Source organism: Stakelama portus, from assembly GCF_003171655.1.
Classification (GTDB): domain Bacteria; phylum Pseudomonadota; class Alphaproteobacteria; order Sphingomonadales; family Sphingomonadaceae; genus Sphingomonas; species Sphingomonas portus.
Genome location: NZ_QFZL01000006.1, coordinates 1 through 24,114 on the forward strand (window position 1 = coordinate 1; position 24,114 = coordinate 24,114).

The window sequence follows — 24,114 nt, forward strand, 5'->3', positions numbered from 1 at the left end:
CGGCGATATCCTGGTCTGGAAATTTGCGCGCAGACCAGGATATCGCCGTGGCACGAAACACTGCGATATGCAACGCAGGTCTGTCGGAACGCACAGCGAACGGCAGCACGCGCAGCGCCGATCGCAGCGCCATCGCCCTCGCCCAATCGACCGGCTTATTGTCTAGCCAGTCGCGCAGTTTTTCGTGGTTACGAATCGCGACCATCGCCTCTCCCCGGCCATCACCATGCCGCACCCCCGCACCCCCCGCAACGGCGCGCCCATTGCATCACCCTCCGTATTACCCATATAATACAGTTGAACGCATACCCCGGCGCAAACTATGGAAGGGCGAACAGATTTGGAGTCCGCGACAATGGCGACGACTGCGACCGCGACTGAAGAAGAAACGCTGAACCTCACGCCGCCCGATCCGGTGCCGGCGGTGAAGCCGGAAAAGGCGGCGGGGCTGGTGCCCGTCGACGATGCTAAAAAGACCGAACTGGAAGCCCGCGTCGATGATTTCATCGATCAGCTGGTGGCGCAGGACGTGAATTCGCCCGAATTCGGCAAGCGCGTCGATGCGATCACTGCGATGGGGCAAAAGGAAATCCGCGCCGCGGCCGGCCAGTCGAACCGTTTTCTCGATCGCCCGGTCAAGGCAATGGGCAAGGATGATGGCGTCGGCGCCGACCTCCTGCAGCTGCGCAAGACGGTCGAGGATCTCGATCCCAGCAAGAATGGCAAGCTGATCGGCGGCAAGGGCGGTTTCCTCAGCCGCGTGTTCGGTTCGCCGATGAAGACCTATTTCCGCAAATATCAAAGCTCGCAGACGCACATCAACGGCATCCTCAAGAGCCTGGCCAACGGCAAGGACGAGCTGTTGCAGGACAATGCCGCGATCGGCACCGAGCGCGAGAATCTGTGGAACGCGATGGGGCGGCTGGAACAGATGATCTATCTGTCCAAGGCGATGGACGAGAAGCTGACGGCCAAGGCCGAGGAGCTCGACGCGACCGATCCCGCCAAGGCCAAGGCGATCCGCGAAACCGCGCTCTTCTATGTCCGCCAGCGCACCCAGGACCTGCTGACGCAGATGGCGGTTACGGTGCAGGGCTATCTCGCGCTCGATCTGGTCAAGAAGAACAATGTCGAGCTGATCAAGGGCGTCGATCGCGCATCGACCACCACCGTCTCGGCGCTGCGCACGGCGGTAACGGTCGCGCAGGCGCTGACCAACCAACGCCTTGTGCTCGATCAGATCACTGCGCTGAACACGACCACTGCGGGCCTGATCGATTCGACCGGACAATTGCTCAAGAGCCAGTCGGCGGAGATCCACGAACAGGCGGCGTCCTCGACCATTCCGGTCGAAACGCTCCAGCGCGCGTTCCAGAATATCTATGACACGATGGATGCGATCGACACGTTCAAGCTGAAGGCGCTCGATTCGATGAAAACCACGGTCACCGTGCTGTCGGACGAAGTCGAAAAGTCGAAAGGCTATATCGCGCGTGCCGAAGGCGCGAACCAGAATGCAGTCGCGGGGCCGGACGAAACCTTCAAGCTGGAGGCACTGTAAGCCACCATGCCCACCGACGTCGATCGCCAGCTGGCGCGCAGCAGCGAGTTTCTGGATCGCACCCGCGAACGTTATGGGTCGCTCAGCAAGCGCGCCAGGAAGCGGCGCGATGCGGAGATATTGAAGCGGTTGGGCCGGATCGCGGGCGCCGATTTCGTCATCGTTATCGCTGCGATGGTCTTTGGCTGGTTCGTGCCGCTCGGCATGGGCGGCGCGCTGGTGGTGATGGCATTGTTGATCGCCGCGACGCTGGCATTCGCGGTATTCCCGCTGGTCGAGCCGCCGAGCGCCGAGAAACTGGTTCAGGTGCCGCTCAAGGCGCTGCCGCTGCGCACGGAGCAATGGCTGGAAACGCAGCGCCCCGCCCTGCCCGCGCCCGCCCGCACGCTCGCCGATTCGATCGGCGTGAAGCTGGAAACACTGTCGCCGCAGCTTGCCGAACTCAGCGAAGAAAGCCCGGCGGCGAACGAAGTCCGCAAGCTGGTCGGCGAACAACTGCCCGAACTGGTAAAGGGCTATCAGCGGGTTCCCGAACCGCTGCGCGCAGTGGAACGCAACGGCCGCACGCCCAATCAGCAGCTCGAGGACGGGCTCAAGCTGATCGATGATGAAATCGCACAGATGTCGGCACAGCTGGCCGAAGGCGATCTCGATCTGCTGGCGACCAAGGGCCGCTATCTCCAGATCAAATATCAGGGCGACGAAGGCATCGTCTGATCGCCACGCCGCCCGAACAGCCGATGCTGTGCGGGTTCGGCAGCGGCTTCGTCGATACGGGCGATCAGATCGGTAAAGTTGCGGTGCAATTGCTGGAGCGCGAAGATTTCGCCGAACAGCCGCCCGATCATTTCAAAATCGAGCCCCTTTGCGACCTGCGCCGCGCGCAGCTGGGCGATGGCGTCGGCGAATTCGGCATAGTGGCGCTCGCTGTCCAGCGGCACCACGCGTCTGCGTTCGGCAAATGCCTGACGGCACGCCGCAGCGACATCGGCTTCGTGGCGGAGCAAACGAGCTGCGGCGGGGTGAAAATAGGCACCGACCGCGTCCGGCAGCCGCGATTCAAGTCCGCGCGTGACATGCACCAGATCGTTCCGGATCCGCCATAATGTGCGCGGCACCGCGCGCGGCACGCCGTGATCGGCAAGCCGCGACTGACGCTCGCGCTCGGCATCCTTCATCGCCGTTTCCACTGCACCCAGCGCCGCGCGAAGCGGCGCCTGTTGCGGCACGCCGGGCGGCGAAGCCCCGCTCTCCATCGCATCGGCGGCAGACCGCATCAGCGATTCGCACTGTTCGAGCACGTCGCCGACACGCTGTGCCAGCACGCCACGCGACCGGGCCGGAAAGATGATCAGGCTGATCGCAACGCCGATCACGCCGCCCAGGGCGATCTCGGCGATCCGATCGACCGCAAATTGTCCGGGCGAATTCCCCGGCAGATTGCCGAGCAAGGCGATGATCGCAGTGACCGGCGCGATCCGCAATTGCGGCCGAACCGCCGCAGCATAGGCGGCAAGCGCGGTTACCAGCGCCAGCCCCACACCCGTCCCGATCAGGGTATGTGGCAACAACATCGCCGCGATTGCGCCGATGATCGCGCCGACAATCGTGCCGATCAGCCGGTCAAAGGCCGCGCCCATCGTTCCCCCGACCGAGCTTTGCAACACAAGCACGACCGTGATGACTGCCCAGAATCCCTGTTCGAGGTGCAACAGGCGATAGGCAAGATAGGCGATCACCGCGCCGACCATCACGCGCACTGCCTGCCGAAACTCGGTGCCGCGACCGACGAACAGGCCGCGCGGTTCGATCATCTTGCGGCGGCCGCCTGTGCCCGATCGGCGAGCCGCGCGACTGCTTCGGCATGAATGCCCGGCGTGGTTGCGAGTATCCCGAATGCCTGAGCCTGCGGCGTGTTGAAGGCGAGCGGCTGGCCAAGCGCGTCGCTGACCGTCGCGCCCGCTTCCTGTGCCACCAGCGTCGCGGCGGCGACATCCCACTCATATCCCCAGCGCAGCGTCGCGACCATATCGGCTTCGGCGGCAGCCACCATCGCGATACGCAGCGCGATCGAATTGGGCTTTGCGACCATGATAAGGTCGCGGTCGATCTTGGGCAGCGCATCGGCGGGCACACGCGCTCCCGACAGCAGGTTGCGTGTCGCCACCTGAATGCGCTCGCCGCCGCGATAGGCGCCTTTCCCGGCTTCGGCGCGCCAATGCTCGTTTCGGGCAGGCGCATCGAGGATTCCGATCACCGGACGGCCATCTTCGATCAACGCGACCGACACCGCCCAGCCCGTGCGCTCGCGCAGGAAATCGCGCGTGCCGTCGATCGGATCGACCACCCATAACCGTCTGGCGGCAAGCCGATCGTCATTGTCGACCGTCTCTTCGGATAGCCAGCCGGCATCGGGAAGCAACGCGCTCAGCCGGCCGCGAAGCATCGCGTCGACTTCCAGATCGACTTCGCACACCGGATTCCCGGGTGATTTCTCCCAACGGCGGAAATCGGTGCCGAACCGCGCCATCGCCAGTCTGCCGGCATCGGCGGCGACTGCCGCAACAGCGTCGGCAAGCGTGTCAGTCACCGGCGATCGTCATCCCGTCGACGCGCAGCGAAGGCGCATTGAGCCCATATCGGAAATCGAGATCGCTGGCGGGCGTCATCTGGCGGAACATGTCGGTCAGGTTGCCTGCGATGGTGATTTCCGAAACCGGACGCGTAATCTCCCCCTTCTCGATCAGGAACCCGGCCGCCCCGCGACTATAATCGCCGGTAACGCCATTGACGCCCTGTCCGATCAGTTCGGTCACCAATATGCCAAGCTCGATCTCTCCGATCAGCGTTTCGCGCGGCACATGTCCGGCGGCCATATAGAGATTGCTTGCCGAAGCGCCCGGATTGCCGCCGATCCCGCGCGCGGCATGCCCTGTCGGCTCAAGGCCGAGCTGGCGCGCGGCGGCACTGTCGAGCAGCCAGGTTTCGAGCATTCCGTCGGCAATGATCGCCATCGGCTGCACCGGCAGCCCCTCGCCATCGAACGCGCGGCTGCGCAGGCCGCGCGGAATATGCGGGTCGTCATGGATCGAAATGCCGCTGGCGAAGACCTGCGTTCCCAACGCGTCCTGAAGGAAGCTGGTCTTGCGCGTGATCGCACCGCCCGAAATCGCCGCCATCAAATGGCCGAGCATGCTCCCGGACACCCGCGGATCGAACACAACCGGCATCGCGCCGCTGGGCACCCGCGCCGGATTGAGGCGCGCAACGGCGCGCTGCCCCGCGCGCGTGCCGATGGTTTCGGGCGATTCGAGCATCGATTCGTGCCGCGCGCTATGATGCGCGTGATCGCGCTCCATCGCGCTGCCGCTGCCCGCCAGCACGCTTGCCGAAAGCCCGTGGCTGGTAACGGCATAGGCCCCCGCGAACCCGTGGCTGGTGGCAAGCGCGATGATCGTGCGGTTGGCGCCTGCGCCGGCGCCTTCGCTGTTGGTCACGCCGGGCACGGCACGCGCGGCTTCCTCGGCGATCAACGCGCGTTCCTTCAGCGCGTCGGGCTCGACTTCGGCGCCATCGTCCAGGTCGAGCAGCGGCGGATCGCCGTGCATCAGCCGATCCTGCGGGGCCAGGCCCGCCCAGCGATCCTCCGGCGCCTCGCGCGCCATCTTGAGCGCACGTTCGACTGCCTCGTCGAGCGCGTCGGGCACCAGGTCGGTGGTGGAAATCGTCGCGGAACGCTGGCCGACAAAAACGCGCACGCCCATTTCTTCGCTCTCGGAACGCCCGACATCCTCGAGCGCGCCCATGCGCACCGATACCGAAAGCGACCGGTTGCGCACCAGCATCGCATCGGCCGCGTCGGCCCCGGCGCGAACCGCCCGCGCAACTGCATCCTGAACGCGCTCGCGCGCCTTATCGATGGTCAACATCCCAGCGACTTAGGGAGCGTCGGGGCCAACGTCAAAGCGGTCCGCCTATAAGGAGAGCCCGACCACCGCGCAGGCAGCGAACATCAGCAGCCCCGCATTGCGATTCGAGCGGAAGCGCACCAGCGGATTGGCGCCATCGCGAGCGTCGAGCGTCAGCACCTGCCAGCCAAGGTGGCAAGCCATCGGCGCGAGTGCGAGCAGCGCAAGCAGATCGGGACGCATCGTCCAGATCGCCCCCGCCCACAGCCCGATCGCGGCAAGGTAGCAAAGCCCCACGCCGGGCTGAACGAATCGCCCCATCGCCCGTGCCGAAGAACGCACGCCGACCAGCGCGTCATCCTCCACATCCTGCAGCGCATAGATCGTGTCGTAACCGATCACCCAGAAGATACAGCCGGCATAGAGCAACAGCATCGGCGCGAGCACGCCGGTATCCATCTCCACCCACCCGACCGGTGCCGCCCAGGAAAAGACGAGACCCAGCCAGGCCTGCGGCCACCAGGTGATGCGCTTCATGAAGGGATAGGCAGCGACCAGCGCCAGGCTGGCGAGCGCGACCAGCGCCGCGGCGGGGCGCAGCTGCACCAGCACGATGAGCCCCACAAGGCTGAGCATGCCGAGCCATATCCACGCGCTTTTCAGCGATACCGCACCGCTCGCGAGCGGACGGCTCGCCGTGCGCGCCACCTGGCGATCCAGGTCGCGGTCGACGATGTCGTTATAAACGCACCCTGCCCCGCGCATCGCAATGCTGCCGAGCAGAAACCACAACAGCATGTCCCAGCGTTCACGCATATTGCCCGACAGGGCGATCGCCCAGGCACCGGGCCAGAAGAGCAGCCACCAGCCGATCGGCCGGTCGAACCGTGCCAACAACGCATAGGGCCGGGCGGCGGCGGGCAACAGCCCGATCAGGCCGCGATGCTGGGTATCGGGAAGCGTCTCGGCGCTCATGATTCACGCCCCGCGGCGCGATCGGCGGCCCAGGCGAAATCGCGTGCCGCAATGCGTTCCTGCGGATTCTCGAACGCGTCATCCGGATCGGGGGCGACTCCCAGCGCATGCAGCAGCGCCCAGAGCGCGAAACGCCGTCCCGGCTCCTGTTCCACGCCCATGTCCGTGCGCAACCGCGAAATGCCGGCCTCCAATGCCGCCGGGTTTTCAGCGTCGAGCCCTTCGGGACCGAAATAGTGATGAAGAAGCGTGTCGAGGTCCATCCGTTGCTGGTGGCCCCGGCCGCGACGCGACGCAACCCCAAAGCTGGCGGCGCGACGCCGGGACTCCCGCCCGACGCGCCACCGCCCGATATTTGCACAGACCGCATCGCGCGGCGCTTGTCCGGTCGCTGCAAGCGGCTATGGTGCGGGAATGTCTCTGCTCGACCGACTGCTGCGACGCAATTCCGCCGATGCGTCGGATTCGCAAGCGCCGGCATTGGATACGCCTCCTGTCGCGGAACCGGTAACGATACCGGCTGAACCGCAATATTTCCGTCCTCTGTTCGTGCTTCAGCATGGCGGACGCGCTTTCGACCCGCTGCCGGGATCCGACCCTTCCGCTCTGGCAGCTATTGGTTCGGCGACCGCACGCAGGCTCGATGCAATGCCGAACGCCGTCCGTGCTCCGGTCAACGGCCTGGCCATGTTCGCAATACCCGGTTTTCTGGACGATGCCGAATGCGATGCGCTGATCGCCCTGATAGATCTGGACGTGAAACCTTCAACCAGCCTGAACGCGGCCAAACGCAAGTCGCGGACAAGCGAGACCTGTCATTTGTCGAGTGACGATCCGCTGGTCACGCACGTCGAAACGCGAATGAATGCGATGCTTGGCCTTCCCGCGAGCCATGGCGAAACGGTACAGGGGCAGCGCTATCATCCCGGGCAGCAGTTCATGCTGCACAACGACTATTTCGCCGGCGGCCAGATCTATTCCGAAGCGGTCGCGTCCGAAGGGGGACAGCGAACCTGGACCGCAATGGTCTATCTCAACGAGCCTGAGGCCGGCGGCGAGACTCGCTTCCCCTATGCGATGATCGAAGGCGTGCCGACCCGTGGCACCTTGCTCACCTGGTTCAATCTCACGCCGCAGGGCCTGCCCAACAAATTGGCGCATCATCAGGGCTGCCCGGTCGAGGCCGGCGTGAAACATGTGCTCACCAAATGGTATCGCGAGCGCGAATGGCAGGGCAGCGCCGCATCGGACGCGCTACGCACCTGATACGTTGCGACGGACAGCACAGCGGCGTTAAAGGCAGCGGATGCCCGCAACCCCCGCCTGGCCGCCCGATTCGACTCCGCGGTTGTTCGTCACCGAGCCGATTTCGCCCGGCCAGATGCTACGCATCGATGCCGCGCAGGCGCATTATCTGATCGCGGTCATGCGACTGAAGCCGAACGATCCGGTGCGCCTGTTCGACAATGTCAGCGGCGAGTGGATCGGTATCGCGCGCGAAGTGCGCAAGCGCGACCTGACCCTCGAAGTCACCGAACATCTGACCGAGCGCGAGCCCGTCCCTGACCTCTGGCTATGCGCTGCGCCGATCAAGAAAGGCCGGATCGACTGGCTGATCGAAAAGGCATGCGAGCTGGGCGTCGATCGCGTCGTTCCGGTGTTCACCCGCCGCGCGGTGGTCGACCGGCTCAATCTCGATCGCCTCACCGCGCATATGATCGAAGCCGCCGAACAATGCGGGCGCACCGCGCTGCCCAGCCTTGCCGAACCGGTGAAACTCCCCGCATTGCTGCGCGACTGGCCGAGCGAGCGCGCCTTGTTTTTCGCGGATGAAGCAGGCGGCGTGAACGCGCTTGAAGCCATGGCCGCGTACAAGGGTCCGGCGGCGATCCTGATCGGCCCGGAAGGCGGGTTCGACGATGAGGAACGCGCCGCGATCAAGGCGTTGCCGCAAGCCGTCGGCATTGCGCTGGGGCCGCGCATCCTGCGTGCCGACACTGCCGCCGCCGCTGCGATTTCGCTGTGGATGGCGGCCGCGGGGGATTGGTAACGCGCCCCTCCCTCCCCATCTGAGGGCCGAGAGGGGCTGGCGCAGGGGCATGCCTCACCGTAAAGGGCGGCCATGAGCACGAAAACGGTTTCGGAAAGCAACGCACCGGTCATCGAGGATCATGCCCAGCTGATCGACTATTTCGCGAGCGGGGAAAAGCCGAAGGACCGCTGGCGCATCGGCACCGAGCATGAGAAATTCGTCTATCGCACCCAGGACCTGCGCGCGCCCAGCTATGACGAGCCGGGCGGCATCCGCGACCTGCTCAACGCACTGACCGAGTTCGGCTGGAAACCGGTCGAGGAAGGCGGCAAGGTGATTGCGCTTTCCGGCCCGGACGGCACGGTCAGCCTCGAACCGGCAGGCCAGCTCGAACTGTCGGGCGCGCCGCTCGAAACCATCCATCAGACCTGCGGCGAAGCCGATCGCCACCTTCAGCAGGTGAAGGCAGTCGGCGAGAAGCTGGGCCTGGGCTTCCTCGGCCTTGGCATGTGGCCGGACAAGGCGCGCGAAGACCTGCCGATCATGCCGAAGGGGCGGTACGGCATCATGCTGAACCATATGCCGCGCGTCGGCTCGCTCGGCCTCGACATGATGCTGCGCACCTGCACGATCCAGGTGAATCTCGATTATTCGAGCGAAGCCGACATGGCGAAGAAATTTCGTGTCGGCCTCGCGCTCCAGCCGCTGGCGACGGCATTGTTCGCCAACTCGCCCTTCACCGAAGGCAAGCCCAACGGCTTTCTGAGCTATCGCAGCCATATCTGGTCGGACACCGATCCGGCGCGCACCGGCATGCTGCCCTTCGTGTTCGAAGACGGCTTCGGATACGAACGCTATGCCGACTATGCGCTCGATGTGCCGATGTACTTCGTCTATCGCGACGGCAAATATATCGACGCGGCGGGCCTCAGTTTCCGCGATTTCCTGAAGGGACGCCTGCCGGTTCTCGAAGGCGAGCTGCCGACGATCGACGATTGGGCCGATCACCTGTCGACCGCCTTCCCCGAGGTGCGTCTCAAGACTTTCCTCGAAATGCGCGGCGCCGATGGCGGACCGTGGAACCGCATCTGCGCACTGCCCGCGCTCTGGGTCGGCTTGCTGTACGATCAGGGCGCGCTCGATGCTGCCTGGGATCTGGTCAAGGACTGGTCGATGGACGAGCGCGAGGCGCTGCGCAACGCGGTGCCCAGGCTCGCGCTCGATGCGCCGTTGCCGGGCGGTGGCAAATTGCGTGATATCGCCGGCGAGGTACTCGACATCGCCAATGCGGGGCTCACCGCGCGCGCGCGCCTCAACGCCTCGGGCGACAACGAAACCGGCTTCCTCGACCCGCTGCGCGAGATCGTGCGCACCGGCAAGGTGCCCGCGCAGGTGCTGCTCGAAAAATATGCCCGCGACTGGGATGGCGACGCTTGTGGCATTTATGGCGAGACGAAGTTCTGATCAGTTGGCGTCGGTCAGACTGTCCTGAAAAAATGTCAGCAACCGCTGGCGGAATTCGGGTGGGGTGGCGTGGCTATTGACGACCATCTCCGCCTGATTGTCGGGACGATCGCAGGACAAACGCGCGCTTCAGCCGGCGGGCCGTTCCGATTTCTTTCCAGTCAGCCATGCGAAGAACAGCGGCACCACGCCGTTGCGCTTCATCCATGCGTCATAGGCGACATAATCGGGATCGAGCTTCAGATGCTTTTCCTCGGTCTTGGCGCGCCAGTAATAGACCCCGCTCACCACGCCCATCAGCAACGTGTTGCGCACGGCGTCGGCAAGGCTGCCGGTCGTGGCGAGGAACGGAAGCGTCGCAACCCACCAGAACAGGTTCTTTGACAGATAGGCCGGGTGGCGGCTGAGCGCATAGGGACCATGGGTCAGGATGCCGCGATTGGTGAGGTTCGAAAAACGGAAGCCGAACGCCACCGTCGCCCAGGCATAGATGCCGGTTAGTGCCACCAGCACCGTGCCGAACGCCCACATCGCCGGCATGCTGTCGCCGAACCATTGGAACCAGCCATCCTGGCCATAGGTGCCCTGATGATAATCGAGCGGCCCGCCATCGCCCATCATGATGAAGGGCGGATAGCAGATCAACGCCGCCGCCCAGCCGCTGGCGAACGGATTGGCCGAACGGATATGCGAATCGAGCGGGCGAAAAGTAAGAATGTACCCCGCCGTCGCAAAGGCGACGTCGACGACGAACATGAAGCTGATCAGCCAGTTGGCGAGGCTGACCGGGTGCGCGAAGATGGCGCCGGTATCCCAGCGGATGAAATCGCCGAAATTGGGCGGCACGATCGCAAGCATGAAGGCGAGGAAGAAACCCTTCACTGCCCAGCTGCGCAGATGATTGGCGATCGCCGCGCGATCGACGCCTTGCTGATACCCCATCAGCCAGGCACCCAGCGACCAGCATCCGTCCTTCGGCTCCACCATCCGGCGGTCGAGCCACAGGACATAGGGTACCGACAGCACGAACAGCCAGGGCGCGGCCATTTCGAAACACCACATGGCAAAGGCGAAATTGCCTTCCCAATAAAAGCGCCCGGTCGCGTAGATCACGCCGATCCCGCCCCAGGTGAGCCAGAGCCCGGCCAGCTTGGTCAGGCTGATGTCGAATGTTTCGCGCCAGGGGCGCTTGATCGACCAGTCGATACCGGTCGAAGGGCTGCGATGCACCTTGTCGACGAAAATCGACCAGAGCACCATCGGCAAGGCACAGGCAAGGACGTTGGTCAGTGCCGAAAACGGCCCGTCCATCCCATAGGTGCGCGCAATCACCACCCAGGCGATCATACCCGCCATGCCGACGATCCCGACCGCGCCGCTTACCGCCGAACGGGGTCGCGGATCGGCCTTGGCCGGGGCTGCCAGTGCTGCATCATGATACATGAGCAAAGGCTGTACTCGCCAATGGTAAGCAAGCCGTGAAGGCCGTTTCGGGCGCGGGACGGGCCGAGATCGCCGTCGCCCCAGCGCAGGCAGGCCCATGACTTTCCAATTCGCATGACTGGCTGACACAGAAGCATTGGCTGATGTGTCGGTCGATGCGCGACGCGATCCCGACATGGGGGGCCCGCCTGCGCAGGAAGCGAAGAGCAAGGCGGAATCTCATGACGCCAGGCCAGGTCGTGAACCGATAAACGGCGCCGCCCCCTTTACCTTGTGCAGCGCAGCGGCTTAATTGCGCGCCATCCTTCTCCTTCCCCGAAAGGCAATTGCTTCATGCGCCGTTCGTTCGTTCTTGCCGCGCTCCTGTTCACTACGGTCACGCCCGCCTTCGCTCAGAACAGCGCTCCGCAGCCGGTGCCGATCGTCGACACGATCCCGGCGGCGAAGGATATTCCCTATCCCGGCACGATCACGCTGAACGTCGATGCGACCGATGTCGAACAGGGGATTTTCCGAGTCGAGGAGACCATTCCGGTGGCACAGGCCGGGCCTATGGTGCTGCTCTATCCATCGTGGCTGCCCGGCAAACATGCGTCGCGCGGCGAGATCGAGAAGCTGGCCGGCCTGACCATCACCGCCAATGGCAAGACGATTCCCTGGGTCCGCGATACGGTCGATGTATTCGCCTTTCACATCGACGTTCCTGAAGGAGCGGACAAGCTGGAGCTTTCCTTCCAGTTCACGTCCGCAGTGTCGGGCAGTCAGGGCCGCGTCGTCGTCGCGCCGAGCATGATGAACCTGCAATTCCCGTCGGTCAGCCTCTATCCGGCGGGTTATTTCGCGCGACAGATTCCGATCGAAGCGACCGTCACCTATCCCGAAGGCTGGACCGCGCGTTCGGGCCTTCCCGCGATCAATCAAGGCTCGGTCTATCGCTATCAGCCGACCAATTATCAGGTGCTGGTCGACTCCCCGGTCTTTGCCGGTCGTTATTTCCGCGAATGGGAACTGACGCCGCGCGTCGACCTCAATGTCTTTGCCGACAGCCAGGCGGATCTCGACGCCGCCAAGCCCGAAATGATCGATGCGCATCGCCGCCTGGTCGAACAGGCGGTCAAGCTGTTCGGCACCGAGCAATATGACCATTATGAATTCCTGCTGGCGATGACCGACGAAATGGGCGGCATCGGGCTGGAGCATCACCGCAGCTCGGAAAATGGCGTCGATCCCGACTATTTCCGGAACTGGGACAATGCGCTGGGCGACCGCGATCTGTTGCCGCATGAATTCACGCATAGCTGGAACGGCAAATATCGCCGCGGCGCGGATCTGTGGACGCCCGATTACCGCATGCCGATGCGGGACAGCCTGATGTGGGTCTATGAAGGCCAGACCCAATTCTGGGGCGTGGTGCTGGCGGCACGTTCGGGCATGCTGCCCAAGGACGATGTGCTCGGCCTGCTCGCTTATTATGCCGCGCTCTATGGAGAGGGCCGCCCCGGCCGCGAATGGCGCCCGCTGGTCGATACCACCAACGATCCGATCATCGCGGCGCGCCGGCCCAAGCCCTGGACCAGCTGGCAGCGTTCGGAGGATTATTATGTCGAAGGGCTGCTGATCTGGCTCGAAGCCGATGCCAAGATACGCGAGCTCTCCCATGGCACAAAGTCGATGGACGATTTCGCCCGCGCTTTCTTCGGCAGCGGCCGGGACGGCGACTGGGGCGAAGTCACTTATGATTTCGACACGGTGGTCGCGACGCTGAACAGCGTCGTCGCATGGGACTGGGGCAAATTCCTCACCGAACGCGTGCTCGACGTGAACCCGCAAGTGCCGCTCGCCGGCTTTACCGAAAATGGCTATCGCCTGATCTTCACCGACAAGCCCACTCACTGGATGCAGAATTACGAATCCTCGAGCGGTCGGGCGCATCTCGGCTTCTCGCTGGGTCTGGTCATGCGCAACAGCGGCAGCATTGCCGAAGTCGTCTGGGGAAGCCCCGCATTCGAAGCGGGAATCGACGTCGCCGACGAGATCGTGGCGGTAAACGGGGCCCCCTATAGCAACCAGGTTCTGAAGGACGCGGTGACCGCCGCAAAGGACAGCAAAGAGCCGATTCGGCTCGTCATCCGCTCCGAAGAACGCCTCCGCCAAGTCACCATCGACTATCATGGCGGCCTGCGCTATCCGCGCCTCGAAAAGACAGCCACGGGAGAGGCTGGCCTGGATCGGCTTCTGCAAGCCAAATAGGAACCGAAAACACAATGAGAATCGACATGGTGCCGGTGGGCGACAATCCGCCCCACAGCCTGAATGTGATCATCGAAGTTCCCATCGGCGGCGAGCCGGTGAAATATGAATTCGACAAGAGCTCAGGCGCTTTGTTCGTCGACCGGATTCTGCACACGCCGATGCGCTATCCGGCCAATTACGGCTTCGTGCCGCACACGCTGTCGCCCGACGGCGACCCGCTCGACGCGCTTGTCGTCGCGCGTTCGCCGTTCATTCCGGGCTGCGTGGTGCGCGCGCGTCCGATCGCGGTGCTCAACCTCGAAGACGAGCATGGCGGCGACGAAAAGCTGGTCTGCGTGCCGGTGGATTCGACCTTCCCTTATTATACGAAGGTCGAGGAAATGGAGGATCTGCCCGAAATCGTGTTCAAGCAGATCGAGCATTTCTTCACCCATTATAAGGACCTGGAAGCCGAAAAATGGGTGCGGGTCGGCACCTGGGGCGGCGCCAAGGAAGCGCAGCAGATCGTGATCGAAGCGATCGAGCGCGCGAAGCAAGCCAAGGCGGCCTGACATCGGATCTGTCCGTTGGTGCTAAGCTTGGCGACGCACCAACGGATTTTCCCTCCGCCAGCGCGCGGTTCAGCGTTTCCGCTTTTTTACCGGCGCCCGCAGGCCCGCTTCCAGCCCCAGAGCGGCCCAGCGCCGCATCGCATCGGCATCGTCATAGACATCGTCCGGCGCGCGACGATAATTCATCGACGTCGGCTTGCCCTTCATGTCCACGGTAAAGCGCTCGCAGCCCTCGGCATCCCAGAGCGCATCGCTTTCTGCGTCCGATTTGAACCACAGGCCACCATCGCTCGACTGAATCGCGAAGATGGTGCCATCGCAATAGAGCGTTGCGCCGCCCATCATGCGGCGCATGGTAACACGCCCCATCGGCTCCAGCGCCTCGCCGATCCACGCGATCAATGCGTCATCGACTGCCATCTTTGCCATTTCTTCTCTGGCCGGGAGCCTCCCCGCGCTGCGACATGCGATAGAGTTTTGCAGGCTTGATCGCTGCGCGCTCCTCCGAAATACGCTGTCGCATCCCAGCTTCCAACGCCAGCCGCGCCCATTTCAGAAATGCATCGGCATCCCGTAGCGCCTCGTCCGGCGCCGCACGATATCCCAGTTTCACATGGGTCCCGTCGCTGAACCGGACATGCCAGGGATCACAGCGGGCGGCATCCCAGACAGGCGCGGTTTCATCGTCCTCGACGAACCACAGTCCCGCTTCATCGACCAGAGCGAAATGGACGCCGTCGCAATCGAGCGCATGACCGAAACGCCAGCGCTTCGTGATCGTCCCCAGCGGCGCCCCCAGTACCGACACCCGATCGACCAGCTGCTCTTCCATCAACTTGTTGAAACGATAGGACAGATGGTAGAGCGAATCCCCGCCCAGGCGCCAATGCTCCCAATGGTCGCTCTGCTGCGCGGCGCCCATTTTGCGATAGAATTGCTTCGCCGGTTCGTTCCAGCTGAGCACCGACCAGTCGAGCCGGTCCGCACCGCGATCGACGGCGATCTCGGCTAGCCGCGACAGCAGCGCCAGACCGATATTGCGGCCGCGCATATCCTGATCGACGAACAGATCCTCCAGATAAACGCCCGGCCGCGCCGCAAAGGTGGAAAAGGTCTTGTAGAACAGCGCGAAACCGGCCGGTTTTCCCTCCCATTCGGCGATCAGCACCTCGGCAGAGGTACGTTCGCCGAACAGATGCTCGCCCAGCGTCGCTTCCTCGAACCGGATATCCGCTTCCATCCGCTCATATGTCGCGAGCTTGCGGATGAAGTCGGCGATGACCGCAAGATCTTCCGGCACTGCTTCGCGTATATGGATCATGGCATCGCCTCCGCTTCCTGAGGCGGTATTCGCCCCCCTGCGCCCCAGATGCAGCCGCCGATGATCAGCAATGCCCCTGCAAGCGTGAATAGCGAAACCTGCTCGCCGAAGAGCATCCAGCCATAGAAGGCCGCCCACAGAAAGGAAGTGAATTCCGTGGGCGCAAGATAACTCGCCTCGGCTCTGGCATAGGCCCAGCTGAGCAGCATCAGCGACAAGGTCGCCAGCCCCGCCCCCAACAGGATCGCCGGCCAATGTTCCGGCGCAGGGACCCCGCCCCAGAACGGCATGCCCAGCGCGAGGAACAGCGTTACGAAGACGCTTTGGAAAAAGGCGATTTCCAATGGCCCCGCCACCTGTGCCTGTTGCCGCATCAATATGATGTTCCAGCTATAGCAGATCGCCGAACCGAGGATCGCCAGCGCTCCCCAGAACGCCGCGTCGCCCAGATCCGCCCGCGCCTGTCCGATCAGGATCGTGCCGACTCCGGCTGCGGCGACCAGCGATGCGGCGATCGTCCGCCCGCGCACCCGCTCGCCCAGCAACAGCGCGGCAAGAAACAGGGCAATCAGCGGCGCGACATAGGTCAGCGCGATCGCCTGTGCCATCGGAACCCGCGCCAGCCCCCAGAAGAAAAGCAACGCCATCACCGTCGACACCGCGCTGCGCACCAGATGCAGCCGCAGCGCCACGCGCGAGGGCCGGGTGGCGCCTGCGATCCACCATGCGGCGCCGCCAAAGCCCACACCCGCCGCCGTCCGCCAGAACAAAGCCAGATAGACGCCGAGCGCGATGGTCAGCCCCTTCATCACGGCGTCCATCGCCGAAAACACGCCGATGCCCAGCGATGCGATCACGAAGGCAAAGGCCGGAGAGGCGGCGCGCATGGCTTTCAGCGGTTCCGGGAAAGGACCTGGCGGCGCGCCCGTCGCAAGAACGCGGCAATCGGTGCGTCCGCGAACGCGAGCAGCACGACCACCGCAAGGATCGCCATGCCGGCGACGAACAGGTCCGATCGCATCGCCGGGTCCGCGACACGGGAAGTCACTAGCATCCGCAACCCGGGCAACAGCGCGAACAGCGCGGCGATCCGGCCCGTCCAGCGGATCACCCGGCGTGGCATGCCGGGCACGAATATCAGCGAATGGCGCAGCAACAAAAGGATGGCAGCCGTCGCCAGTACATCCCCGGCGGCGGTCACATGCGCCATGGCCGGCATGTTATTCGGCGGCCTGCACCTGCGCCGCTGCCGCTTCGGCCGCATCGATCTCCGCCGCCTTGGCTTCGACCAGACTGACGATATGCTCGATCATGTCGGCATCCTGCACATGATGATCGGTGACGCCGGACAGATAGACCATATGTTTGCCCGCGCCGCCGCCGGTTATCCCGATATCGGTTTCGCGCGCCTCGCCGGGCCCGTTGACGACGCATCCCAGCACCGAAAGCGACATCGGCGTGCGAATATGGCTCAACCGTTCCTCGAGCGCCTGCACCGTGCGGATCACGTCGAAGCCCTGGCGGGCGCAGCTGGGGCAGCTGACGACACGGACGCCGCGATTGCGGATGCCGAGCGCCTTGAGGATTTCAAAGCCGACGCGCACTTCCTCTTCGGGTTCCGCCGACAGCGAAACACGGAGCGTGTCGCCGATGCCGAACCACAGCAGATTGCCGATGCCGATCGCGCTTTTCACCGTGCCGCCGACGAACCCGCCGGCTTCGGTGATGCCCAGATGCAGCGGGCAATCGACCGCTTCGGCAAGCTGCTGATAGGCGGCGACGGCCAGAAACACGTCCGACGCCTTCACCGCGACCTTGAATTCGTGGAAATCATGGTCCTGGAGCAGCTTGATATGATCGAGCGCGCTTTCGACCAGCGCCTCGGGACACGGCTCGCCATATTTTTCGAGCAGGTCCTTTTCGAGACTGCCGGCATTGACGCCGATGCGAATCGAACAGCCATTGGCCTTGGCCGCGTCGACCACTTCCTTCACGCGCGCCGCCGAACCGATATTTCCCGGATTGATCCGCAGGCAGGCCGCACCCGCCTCGGCCGCTTCGAGCGCGCGCTTATAATGGAAATGGATGTCCGCAACGATCGGCACCCGCGCGGCGCGGACGATCTGCTTGAGCGCGGTCGTGCTTGCGACATCGGGGCACGAAACGCGGATGATATCGGCGCCCGCTTCCTCGCACCGGCGAATCTGATCGATCGTCGCCTTCGCGTCGGCAGTGACCGTGTTGGTCATCGTCTGGACGCTGACGGGCGCATCGCCGCCGACGGGAACGTCGCCGACCATGATCTGGCGGCTTTTTCGGCGCGTGATATCGCGCCAGGGACGGACTGACATGAAAAGTTGCTCGCTAACGCTTCGCTTACATCTGTGCCTTATAGCGACCCGCAGCAGCACGTGAAAGGCGCCAGCGCGCCTTTAGAGAAAGACAATGGATGGACGCCAGCACGGGCACCATCGGGACCGCATTTCGAAGCCAGCGCCATTACGGGCTCGACTGGCTGCGCATAGCCGCGTTCGGGCTGCTGATCTTCTATCACATCGCCATGGTGTTCGTGCCGGGCAGCTGGGTGATCAAGAGCCAGACCACCTATAGCTGGCTGATCGTGCCGATGACGCTGCTCAGCCCCTGGCGGCTGACGCTGTTGTTCGCAGTGTCGGGTTTTGCGTCGGCGATGCTGCTGGCCCGTATGCCCAGCGTCGGCGCCTTTGCATGGTCGCGCGCAAAGCGGCTGCTGATCCCGCTCGCTTTCGGCATGGCCGTATTGGTGCCGGTCGAGATGTGGGTGCGCGTGCTCGAACATGGCTATGCGCACAGCTATCTCCATTTCTGGCTGGTCGATTACTGGCGCTGGGGCGACTGGATGGGGTATGAATTCCCCAGCTGGGAGCATCTGTGGTTCGTCGCCTATCTGGCGGCCTATACCTTTCTGCTCTCGCTGCTGCTGGCATGGCTGCCCGAGCGCATGGACCGGGCCGGCGACGCGCTCGCCGATTGGCTCGACTACAAGTCCCGGCTGCTCTGGGCCCCTGCCGCGCTGCTTGCGACGATGAAGCTGGGGCTGTTGTTCATCGTTCCCGAAAAACAGGGGCTGTTCACCGACTGGTCGGGGCATGCGCTCTATGTTCCGCCCTTTCTCTTCGGCTTTCTGCTCGCACGGCATCCCCGATTGTGGCGGCCGATGGAACGGCTGTGGAAACCCGCGCTGGCGGCATCGGCCGTGGCGGGAGCGATACTCGTGACGGTGGAGCTGATCTGGCAGGGCGACATATGGCCGCCGCACGCTGTGATGGCGCTCGACCGGGCCGCCCGTTCGGCGATGGGATGGACGATGACGATCGCGCTGTTCCGGCTGGCCGACCGGATGTGGAATCACGACCACCCGCTGCGCAAGACTCTGGGCGAAGCGGTATTCCCTTTCTACCTGATCCATCACGGCACGATCATCCTGACCGCTTGGTATCTGCTGCCGCTCGGGCTGTCGGCCCCGCTCGAGTTCCTGATCCTGTCGGCCGTCACCACTGCGGCATGCCTGATCTTCTATCTCGGCGGCCGTGAAATCGGGCCGCTGCGCCCGCTGATCGGGCTCGGCCCGCGTAAGGCGAAACCGACCCGGTCCGGCGATCCGGCCGTCTCTACAGCCTGAACGCAAAGCCCGATCGCCGGTCCGACGCAGCGCCCCGATCGCCCCGCTGCGGGTAGCCAAAGACACGCAATCTGCTAGGACTGCCCCGGCCCTCTGGCCCGGAGAGCATGATGCGTTTTCTACTATGGATCGGAGCCTTTTTGATGCCGCTCGCCGCTCAGGCACAGGACAAGCCGAAATGGACGCTGGTGATCCATGGCGGCGCGGGAATCATCCAGCGCGATCGGATGACGCCCGAACGCGAGGCAGCGACACAGGCCGGTCTTGAAGCGGCATTGAAGGCGGGATCGGACGTGCTCGCAAACGGCGGCAGCGCAATGGACGCCGTCGAGGCGGCGATCCGGGTGCTCGAGGACGACCCCAGTTTCAATGCCGGGCGCGGCGCCGTGTTCACCTGGGACGGACGCAACGAACTCGATGCGTCGATCATGGACGGCAGCAATCGCGCGGCGGGCGCGGTCGCGGGGCTGACCACCGTCCGCCACCCGATCAGCGCCGCACGCGCGGTGATGACGGACAGCCCGCACGTGCTGCTGAGCGGCGAAGGCGCCGAGCAATTCGCCCGTGGCGCGGAGCTTGAAATCGTCGATCCAAGCTGGTTCGCGACGCCGGAGCGTCTGCGCCAGCTGGAGGAATTCAAATCGCGCCGCGCCGACTGGTTCGACGTCGATCTGAAATATGGCACCGTGGGCGCTGTCGCGCTCGACAGCCAGGGCCATGTCGCGGCGGGCACATCGACCGGGGGCCTTACCGGCAAGCGCTGGGGCCGGATCGGCGATTCGCCGATCATCGGCGCGGGCACCTATGCCGATGATCGCGGCTGTGCGATCTCCGCCACCGGCGCGGGCGAGTTTTTCATCCGCGAGGGCGTCGCCCACGAAATCTGCGCGCGGGTGCGCTTTACCGGCGAAACGCTGAAACAGGCGGCCGATATCGTGCTGGGCGAAACCGAGGAACTGGGCGGAAAGGGCGGCGTGATCGTCACCGGCCCCAGCGGCGAAATGGCCTGGAGTTTCACTACGCCGGGCATGTATCGCGGACGCGTTTCGTCCGATACCGCGCCCGAAGTGGAATTTTACGAAGACGAATGAGTTCGAAAGGGTCGTTCCGGATCATGTTGCGTCGTTTTTTCCTGCCGCTGCTGGCGCTTGCCGGCGCTTTCGTGACCACGCCTGCCGCCGCCTATTGGGAATATGGGCATGAAACGGTGGCGGCGATCGCCTATCGCAACATCGACGCACGGACGCGCGCGGCGGTCGATCGGTTGCTGGCGCAATCTTCGCTGCTCGAGACGCCAAGCTGTCCGGCGCGGACGATCGAACAGGCGAGCGTGTGGGCCGACTGCATCAAGACGCTCGGGCCGCGGTTCAGCTATGCCTATAGCTGGCATTATCAGAACGTGAATATCTGCGAACCGTTCGACCTGAAAAGCGCGTGCAAGGACGGCAATTGCGTCTCCGCGCAGATCGAACGCGACATGAAATTGTTGCAGGACGACAGCGTGCCGCTGCGCGAAAAGGTTCAGGCGCTGGCGTTCCTGATCCATTTCGTCGGCGACCTGCACATGCCGCTGCATGCCGGCGACCATGATGATCTGGGCGGCAATCGCGTGCGCGCGGGATATGGCATCTATGTCACCGACCGGCTGAATCTGCACAGCATCTGGGACGGGCCGCTTGCCGAACGCGCGATTACCACGCCCCCTGCCATCGTCCGCCGCTATCCGGCGGCGGAAGCCGCGGAAATTGAAGCGGGCACTGTCGAGGACTGGAGCCGCGAAAGCTGGGAAGTCGCCCGCGACGTCGTCTATGCGAGTGCGATGGACAAGCCGTGCGAACCGCATGACGAACGCGTGATGCTGAGCAACGAGACGATCGACAAGCTGGTGCCGGTCGCGAAGCTGCAGATCGAGCGCGCCGGCCTGCGCCTCGCGCGCCTGTTGGGCGAAGCGCTGGGCAGCTGAGCAAGCGCGGAACCGGGGCGTCCCCCTGCACAGCCAGGGGCGGCGCCCTCACCGCTTGCGCGGCCCCCAGCTCCAGTGAAATCCGCCCTCGGTCTTGCGCCACACCAACAGCACGAAGCCGAGCGTGATCGGAACCGCCACCGCCAGCTTGATATAGCTGCCCGGCATGAACCGGACGGCTAGCAGCATGACTGCGGCATAGACAAAGGTAGCGAGCCACCCCTGCCAGGTGACCGGCGTAGCGCCCCAGCCGAACATTTTCGGCGCAAACCAATAGCCCGGCTTCACGTCATAATGCTCCCGTATGCGGCGCAGCTTCATGGCATCGCCACCATTGCGACTACCCCGCCGATCAGCAGCAATATCGCTGCCGCGAAAAGCAGGGGGCGATGCGATTTCTTTGCGAAAACAGCCATCAGCATTGCGTTTCTCCCTGGTTCAGCGGCGGCGGTTTTCCTGTTCCCGCCACGCTTTGAATTCGCGAAGGTCGCGTGCCATTTCGCGCAGGTCGATCACTTCGGCATGGCGCCGCGCGGTACGCAGCATCCAGAAGATCGCGACCGCGAAGAGAGCCAGATACAGCGCCAGCAGCCAATAGCTGACCGTGCTCGCCAGCCACATTACCAGCGGCAGCGGCACCAGCCCGCCGAGCAGCACGCCCAGGAACAGCGCCATTCCCTTGCGGCTCGTCGGCACCAGCCGATACTGGCCAGGACCGCGATACAGAGTGAACATCGGATCGCCGTCGCTCACTGACCCTCTCCTTCGCTTCTGGGCGGGCGGCCGCGTTTGCGCACGACCGGGTCCGCCAGCTTGACGCCACGTTTCGCCAGCGCCTCGCGCAGCAAAACCTCCACCTGCGCATTCACACTGCGCAGGTCGGAGGCCGCAGCGCGCTCGATCGCGGCATAGAGCGCCGGATCGAGCCGCAATGGAAACGCCTTTTTAGGAGGTGCTGCCATGCCCTACGCCTTACACCTACTGATAGAGCGAACCCGAGTTGATGACCGGCTGCGTGTCGCGTTCCGAACACAATACGACCATCAGGTTCGACACCATCGCGGCGCGTCGTTCGTCGTCCAGCTCGACCACTTGCTTCTCGGACAGTTGCGCGAGCGCCATTTCGACCATGCCCACCGCGCCTTCGACCAGCTTGGCGCGCGCCGCGACCACGGCTTCGGCCTGTTGCCGCCGCAGCATCGCCTGCGCGATTTCCGAGGCATAAGCGAGGTGCGTCAGCCGGCATTCCTCGATCGACACGCCCGCCAATGCGACACGGTCCTGAAGCTCCTGCTTGATCTCGTCGCTCACGATATCCGCGTCGCCGCGCAGCGTGATCTTGGCATCATCGAAATCGTCATAGGGATAGCGCGAACCAATCGCGCGCACTGCGCTTTCGATCTGGATGTTCACGAATTCCTTGTAATCATCGACGTCGAACAAGGCCTGTGCCGTATCGGCGACGCGCCACACGACGTTCGAAGCGATCTCGATCGGATTGCCGCGCAGGTCGTTCACTTTCAATCGCTCGGAAGTGATGTTGTGGATCCGCACCGAAATCTTCTGCTTGGTGAGCCATGGCCAGGTCCAGCGCAGGCCCGTCGTGCGGTCGCTCCCCTGATAATCGCCGAACAACAGGATCGCCGCAGCCTGATTGGGCTGAAGCAGATAAAATCCGGCCGCAACGAACAATATGGCAAACGCGCCGATGCCGATGCCGATCGCAACCATCCAGTTGGGCCAGACATCGATCTGAAGCGTTATCGAACCGGTGCCCAGCGCCAGCAACGCCGCCAGCGCAAGCATTCCGTACCCGCTTATCGTCCGCGCGCCGCGTTCCTTGCTGTGCCGCAGCGCATAGGCCGAGAAATCATTCATCTCCACCTCCATTAAAGTGATATCATATTTATATCGCTCAAAAGCGTTGCGCAAGCGAAATCGGATTGTTGAAGGACGAAAGGCCCCAGCCTGCGCAGGGGCGATGGCGGTTATTCCGCGCGCTCGTCCCGCTCCACGGCTGCCGTCCGCCGCGGCCTGGGCGGATTCCTGCCCGCCGGCCAGCCTTCGCGCTGGCGGGTACGGTCGCCATCGCTTTCCTCGGTCTGGTCGTGGAACAACAGCACCTGCGTCGGGAAGGGCAAGTCGATCCCATGCGCCTTGGCCGCTTCGTACACGCCCAGCACCACGCGCGAGCGCACATGGACGACATCGGTGCGCGTCGAATCGGTCCACCAGCGCAGCTTGAGCACCACCGCGCTGTCTTCGAGCGCCCAGGGCAGCACTTCCGGCGCGGGTTCAGGCACGACGCCGTCGGTTGTGCGCAACACGTCGAGAAACGCCTGCGCCGCTTCCATCGGATGATCGCCGAACCCGATTCCGACATCATATTCGTCGCGCCGCGTCGGCCAGGCGGTGTTCACGATCACCGGCGAGGTATAAATGTCGGCATTGGGAATGATGACGCGGCGGCCGTCATAGGTGCGCATCACCGTGGCGCGGCTTTCGATATGCTCGACCGTGCCTTCATACCCCTGCACCACGATCTGATCGCCGCGCAGAAAGGGCCGCCGCAACAGGATCAGGACGCCCGCGAACAGATTCTGCAATATGTCCTTGAAGGCGAAGCCGACCGCCACCGATCCGATGCCGAGCGCGGCAAGGATGTCGCCGGGATGGACACTGGGAAAGATGATCGCAGCCGCGACCATCAACGCCGCGATCATCGCGCTGCCAAAGGTCAGCGAAGCCAGCAGCTGGCCCAGGTCGGGCCGCCCCCTGCGGATCGCGACGCGCCGGACCACCAGTGCGAGCAGCTTGCCCAGAACCCAGGCGAGCAGCAGGAAAATAAGCCCGGCGATGATGTTGGGCAGCTGAATGTAAAAGCCGTCGATCCAGTCGCGAATCGTCCCGCTGACCAGATCGACTGGCGCACGGATATGAGCGGCGGCATCGGTGGACATCGCCACAGCCTAGCGAAGTCGT

The 24,114-nt window shown here is 64.0% G+C and carries 27 protein-coding genes; 10 read left to right on the plus strand and 17 right to left on the minus strand.

The genetic code is table 11. The features are described 5' to 3' along the window. Window positions 1-205 (minus strand): hypothetical protein (locus DKB74_RS18960; RefSeq protein WP_205007890.1); only part of this gene is annotated, 205 nt, incomplete at its 3' end. A gap of 150 nt (window positions 206-355) precedes the next feature. Between DKB74_RS18960 and DKB74_RS15190 the strand changes: the two genes are divergently transcribed. Then, a complete protein-coding gene (locus DKB74_RS15190; RefSeq protein WP_109809044.1) occupies window positions 356-1,561 on the plus strand; it encodes a toxic anion resistance protein in 1,206 nt (401 codons plus the stop codon). A 6-nt stretch (window positions 1,562-1,567) separates the two neighbouring features. After that, a complete protein-coding gene (locus tag DKB74_RS15195; protein WP_109809045.1) occupies window positions 1,568-2,278 on the plus strand; it encodes an HAD family hydrolase in 711 nt (236 codons plus the stop codon). On the opposite strand, the gene DKB74_RS15200 is transcribed toward DKB74_RS15195, so the two are convergent. The 5 genes from DKB74_RS15200 to DKB74_RS15220 are packed head-to-tail and all read right to left on the minus strand — an operon-like array spanning window position 2,254 to window position 6,707. Then, window positions 2,254-3,375 (minus strand): FUSC family protein, encoded by a 1,122-nt coding sequence (locus DKB74_RS15200; protein ID WP_109809046.1) that lies wholly within the window; start codon window positions 3,373-3,375, stop codon window positions 2,254-2,256. The genes DKB74_RS15195 and DKB74_RS15200 overlap by 25 nt on opposite strands. Beyond that, a complete protein-coding gene (locus DKB74_RS15205; protein ID WP_109809047.1) occupies window positions 3,372-4,151 on the minus strand; it encodes a 3'(2'),5'-bisphosphate nucleotidase CysQ in 780 nt (259 codons plus the stop codon). Before DKB74_RS15205 ends, DKB74_RS15200 begins: the two co-directional genes overlap by 4 nt. Next, the gene (locus tag DKB74_RS15210; protein WP_109809048.1) at window positions 4,144-5,490 is read right to left on the minus strand and encodes a TldD/PmbA family protein; all 1,347 of its coding nucleotides are present in this window, start codon (window positions 5,488-5,490) and stop codon (window positions 4,144-4,146) included. The genes DKB74_RS15205 and DKB74_RS15210 overlap by 8 nt, the downstream gene beginning before the upstream one ends. A 45-nt stretch (window positions 5,491-5,535) precedes the next feature. Next, the gene (gene ubiA / locus DKB74_RS15215; protein ID WP_109809049.1) at window positions 5,536-6,444 is read right to left on the minus strand and encodes a 4-hydroxybenzoate octaprenyltransferase; all 909 of its coding nucleotides are present in this window, start codon (window positions 6,442-6,444) and stop codon (window positions 5,536-5,538) included. Then, window positions 6,441-6,707, minus strand: a complete 267-nt coding sequence (locus DKB74_RS15220; protein ID WP_109809050.1) for a hypothetical protein — start codon at window positions 6,705-6,707, stop codon at window positions 6,441-6,443. The genes ubiA and DKB74_RS15220 overlap by 4 nt, the downstream gene beginning before the upstream one ends. A gap of 385 nt (window positions 6,708-7,092) precedes the next feature. Here DKB74_RS15220 and DKB74_RS15225 point away from each other — a divergent pair, with 385 nt between their 5' ends. The 3 genes from DKB74_RS15225 to DKB74_RS15235 all read left to right on the plus strand — a co-directional run bounded on the left by DKB74_RS15225 (window position 7,093) and on the right by DKB74_RS15235 (window position 9,940). Next, window positions 7,093-7,710 (plus strand): 2OG-Fe(II) oxygenase, encoded by a 618-nt coding sequence (locus DKB74_RS15225; protein WP_161956887.1) that lies wholly within the window; start codon window positions 7,093-7,095, stop codon window positions 7,708-7,710. Window positions 7,711-7,750: 40 nt separating this feature from the next. After that, window positions 7,751-8,494, plus strand: a complete 744-nt coding sequence (locus DKB74_RS15230) for a 16S rRNA (uracil(1498)-N(3))-methyltransferase (protein ID WP_109809052.1) — start codon at window positions 7,751-7,753, stop codon at window positions 8,492-8,494. Window positions 8,495-8,566: 72 nt separating this feature from the next. Further along, complete coding sequence (locus tag DKB74_RS15235) at window positions 8,567-9,940, plus strand: glutamate--cysteine ligase (RefSeq protein WP_109809053.1); 1,374 nt, start codon at window positions 8,567-8,569, stop codon at window positions 9,938-9,940. 129 nt (window positions 9,941-10,069) lie between these two features. Here DKB74_RS15235 and DKB74_RS15240 read toward each other — a convergent pair whose 3' ends face one another. Beyond that, entirely contained in the window at window positions 10,070-11,383 is a 1,314-nt protein-coding gene (locus DKB74_RS15240) for a methyltransferase family protein (protein WP_193504482.1), read from the minus strand. A gap of 333 nt (window positions 11,384-11,716) precedes the next feature. On the opposite strand from DKB74_RS15240, the gene DKB74_RS15245 reads away from it, so the two are divergent. Together DKB74_RS15245 and ppa are read left to right on the plus strand one after the other, a co-directional pair. After that, on the plus strand, window positions 11,717-13,633 hold the full coding sequence (locus DKB74_RS15245; protein WP_109809054.1) for a M61 family metallopeptidase: 1,917 nt from the start codon (window positions 11,717-11,719) through the stop codon (window positions 13,631-13,633). A 14-nt stretch (window positions 13,634-13,647) separates the two neighbouring features. Continuing rightward, a complete protein-coding gene (gene ppa / locus DKB74_RS15250) occupies window positions 13,648-14,187 on the plus strand; it encodes an inorganic diphosphatase (protein WP_109809055.1) in 540 nt (179 codons plus the stop codon). A gap of 69 nt (window positions 14,188-14,256) precedes the next feature. On the opposite strand, the gene DKB74_RS15255 is transcribed toward ppa, so the two are convergent. Genes DKB74_RS15255 through ispG form a run of 5 tightly spaced genes read right to left on the minus strand, consistent with a single transcriptional unit; the run spans window position 14,257 to window position 17,859 of the window. Then, the gene (locus tag DKB74_RS15255; RefSeq protein ID WP_109809056.1) at window positions 14,257-14,607 is read right to left on the minus strand and encodes a TfoX/Sxy family protein; all 351 of its coding nucleotides are present in this window, start codon (window positions 14,605-14,607) and stop codon (window positions 14,257-14,259) included. Then, entirely contained in the window at window positions 14,594-15,508 is a 915-nt protein-coding gene (locus tag DKB74_RS19100; protein WP_109809057.1) for a GNAT family N-acetyltransferase, read from the minus strand. Before DKB74_RS19100 ends, DKB74_RS15255 begins: the two co-directional genes overlap by 14 nt. Continuing rightward, a complete protein-coding gene (locus DKB74_RS15265) occupies window positions 15,505-16,395 on the minus strand; it encodes a DMT family transporter (RefSeq protein WP_109809058.1) in 891 nt (296 codons plus the stop codon). Before DKB74_RS15265 ends, DKB74_RS19100 begins: the two co-directional genes overlap by 4 nt. A gap of 5 nt (window positions 16,396-16,400) precedes the next feature. Beyond that, the gene (locus tag DKB74_RS15270) at window positions 16,401-16,718 is read right to left on the minus strand and encodes a hypothetical protein (protein ID WP_145961025.1); all 318 of its coding nucleotides are present in this window, start codon (window positions 16,716-16,718) and stop codon (window positions 16,401-16,403) included. Between the two features lie 10 nt (window positions 16,719-16,728). Next, a complete protein-coding gene (gene ispG, locus DKB74_RS15275; RefSeq protein ID WP_109809060.1) occupies window positions 16,729-17,859 on the minus strand; it encodes a flavodoxin-dependent (E)-4-hydroxy-3-methylbut-2-enyl-diphosphate synthase in 1,131 nt (376 codons plus the stop codon). 98 nt (window positions 17,860-17,957) lie between these two features. Between ispG and DKB74_RS15280 the strand changes: the two genes are divergently transcribed. The 3 genes from DKB74_RS15280 to DKB74_RS15290 all read left to right on the plus strand — a co-directional run bounded on the left by DKB74_RS15280 (window position 17,958) and on the right by DKB74_RS15290 (window position 21,132). Further along, window positions 17,958-19,169: an acyltransferase family protein gene (locus tag DKB74_RS15280; protein WP_109809061.1), complete on the plus strand. Its 1,212-nt coding sequence runs from the start codon at window positions 17,958-17,960 to the stop codon at window positions 19,167-19,169. 110 nt (window positions 19,170-19,279) lie between these two features. Beyond that, window positions 19,280-20,260: an isoaspartyl peptidase/L-asparaginase family protein gene (locus DKB74_RS15285; RefSeq protein ID WP_109809199.1), complete on the plus strand. Its 981-nt coding sequence runs from the start codon at window positions 19,280-19,282 to the stop codon at window positions 20,258-20,260. Between the two features lie 23 nt (window positions 20,261-20,283). Then, window positions 20,284-21,132: a S1/P1 nuclease gene (locus DKB74_RS15290; RefSeq protein ID WP_109809200.1), complete on the plus strand. Its 849-nt coding sequence runs from the start codon at window positions 20,284-20,286 to the stop codon at window positions 21,130-21,132. A 48-nt stretch (window positions 21,133-21,180) separates the two neighbouring features. Here the strand turns inward: DKB74_RS15290 and DKB74_RS15295 are convergent, their stop codons facing one another. The 5 genes from DKB74_RS15295 to DKB74_RS15315 all read right to left on the minus strand — a co-directional run bounded on the left by DKB74_RS15295 (window position 21,181) and on the right by DKB74_RS15315 (window position 24,092). Beyond that, window positions 21,181-21,453: a hypothetical protein gene (locus DKB74_RS15295; RefSeq protein ID WP_109809062.1), complete on the minus strand. Its 273-nt coding sequence runs from the start codon at window positions 21,451-21,453 to the stop codon at window positions 21,181-21,183. A 117-nt stretch (window positions 21,454-21,570) separates the two neighbouring features. Further along, complete coding sequence (locus DKB74_RS15300; RefSeq protein ID WP_109809063.1) at window positions 21,571-21,885, minus strand: hypothetical protein; 315 nt, start codon at window positions 21,883-21,885, stop codon at window positions 21,571-21,573. Further along, window positions 21,882-22,094 carry a type II toxin-antitoxin system antitoxin gene (locus DKB74_RS15305; RefSeq protein WP_109809064.1) on the minus strand — a complete coding sequence of 71 codons (213 nt, stop codon included), beginning with the start codon at window positions 22,092-22,094 and terminating at the stop codon, window positions 21,882-21,884. The genes DKB74_RS15300 and DKB74_RS15305 overlap by 4 nt, the downstream gene beginning before the upstream one ends. Window positions 22,095-22,110: 16 nt before the next feature. Beyond that, complete coding sequence (locus DKB74_RS15310; RefSeq protein WP_109809201.1) at window positions 22,111-23,010, minus strand: SPFH domain-containing protein; 900 nt, start codon at window positions 23,008-23,010, stop codon at window positions 22,111-22,113. Window positions 23,011-23,120: 110 nt separating this feature from the next. Then, complete coding sequence (locus tag DKB74_RS15315; protein WP_109809065.1) at window positions 23,121-24,092, minus strand: mechanosensitive ion channel family protein; 972 nt, start codon at window positions 24,090-24,092, stop codon at window positions 23,121-23,123. Window positions 24,093-24,114 lie beyond the last annotated feature (22 nt).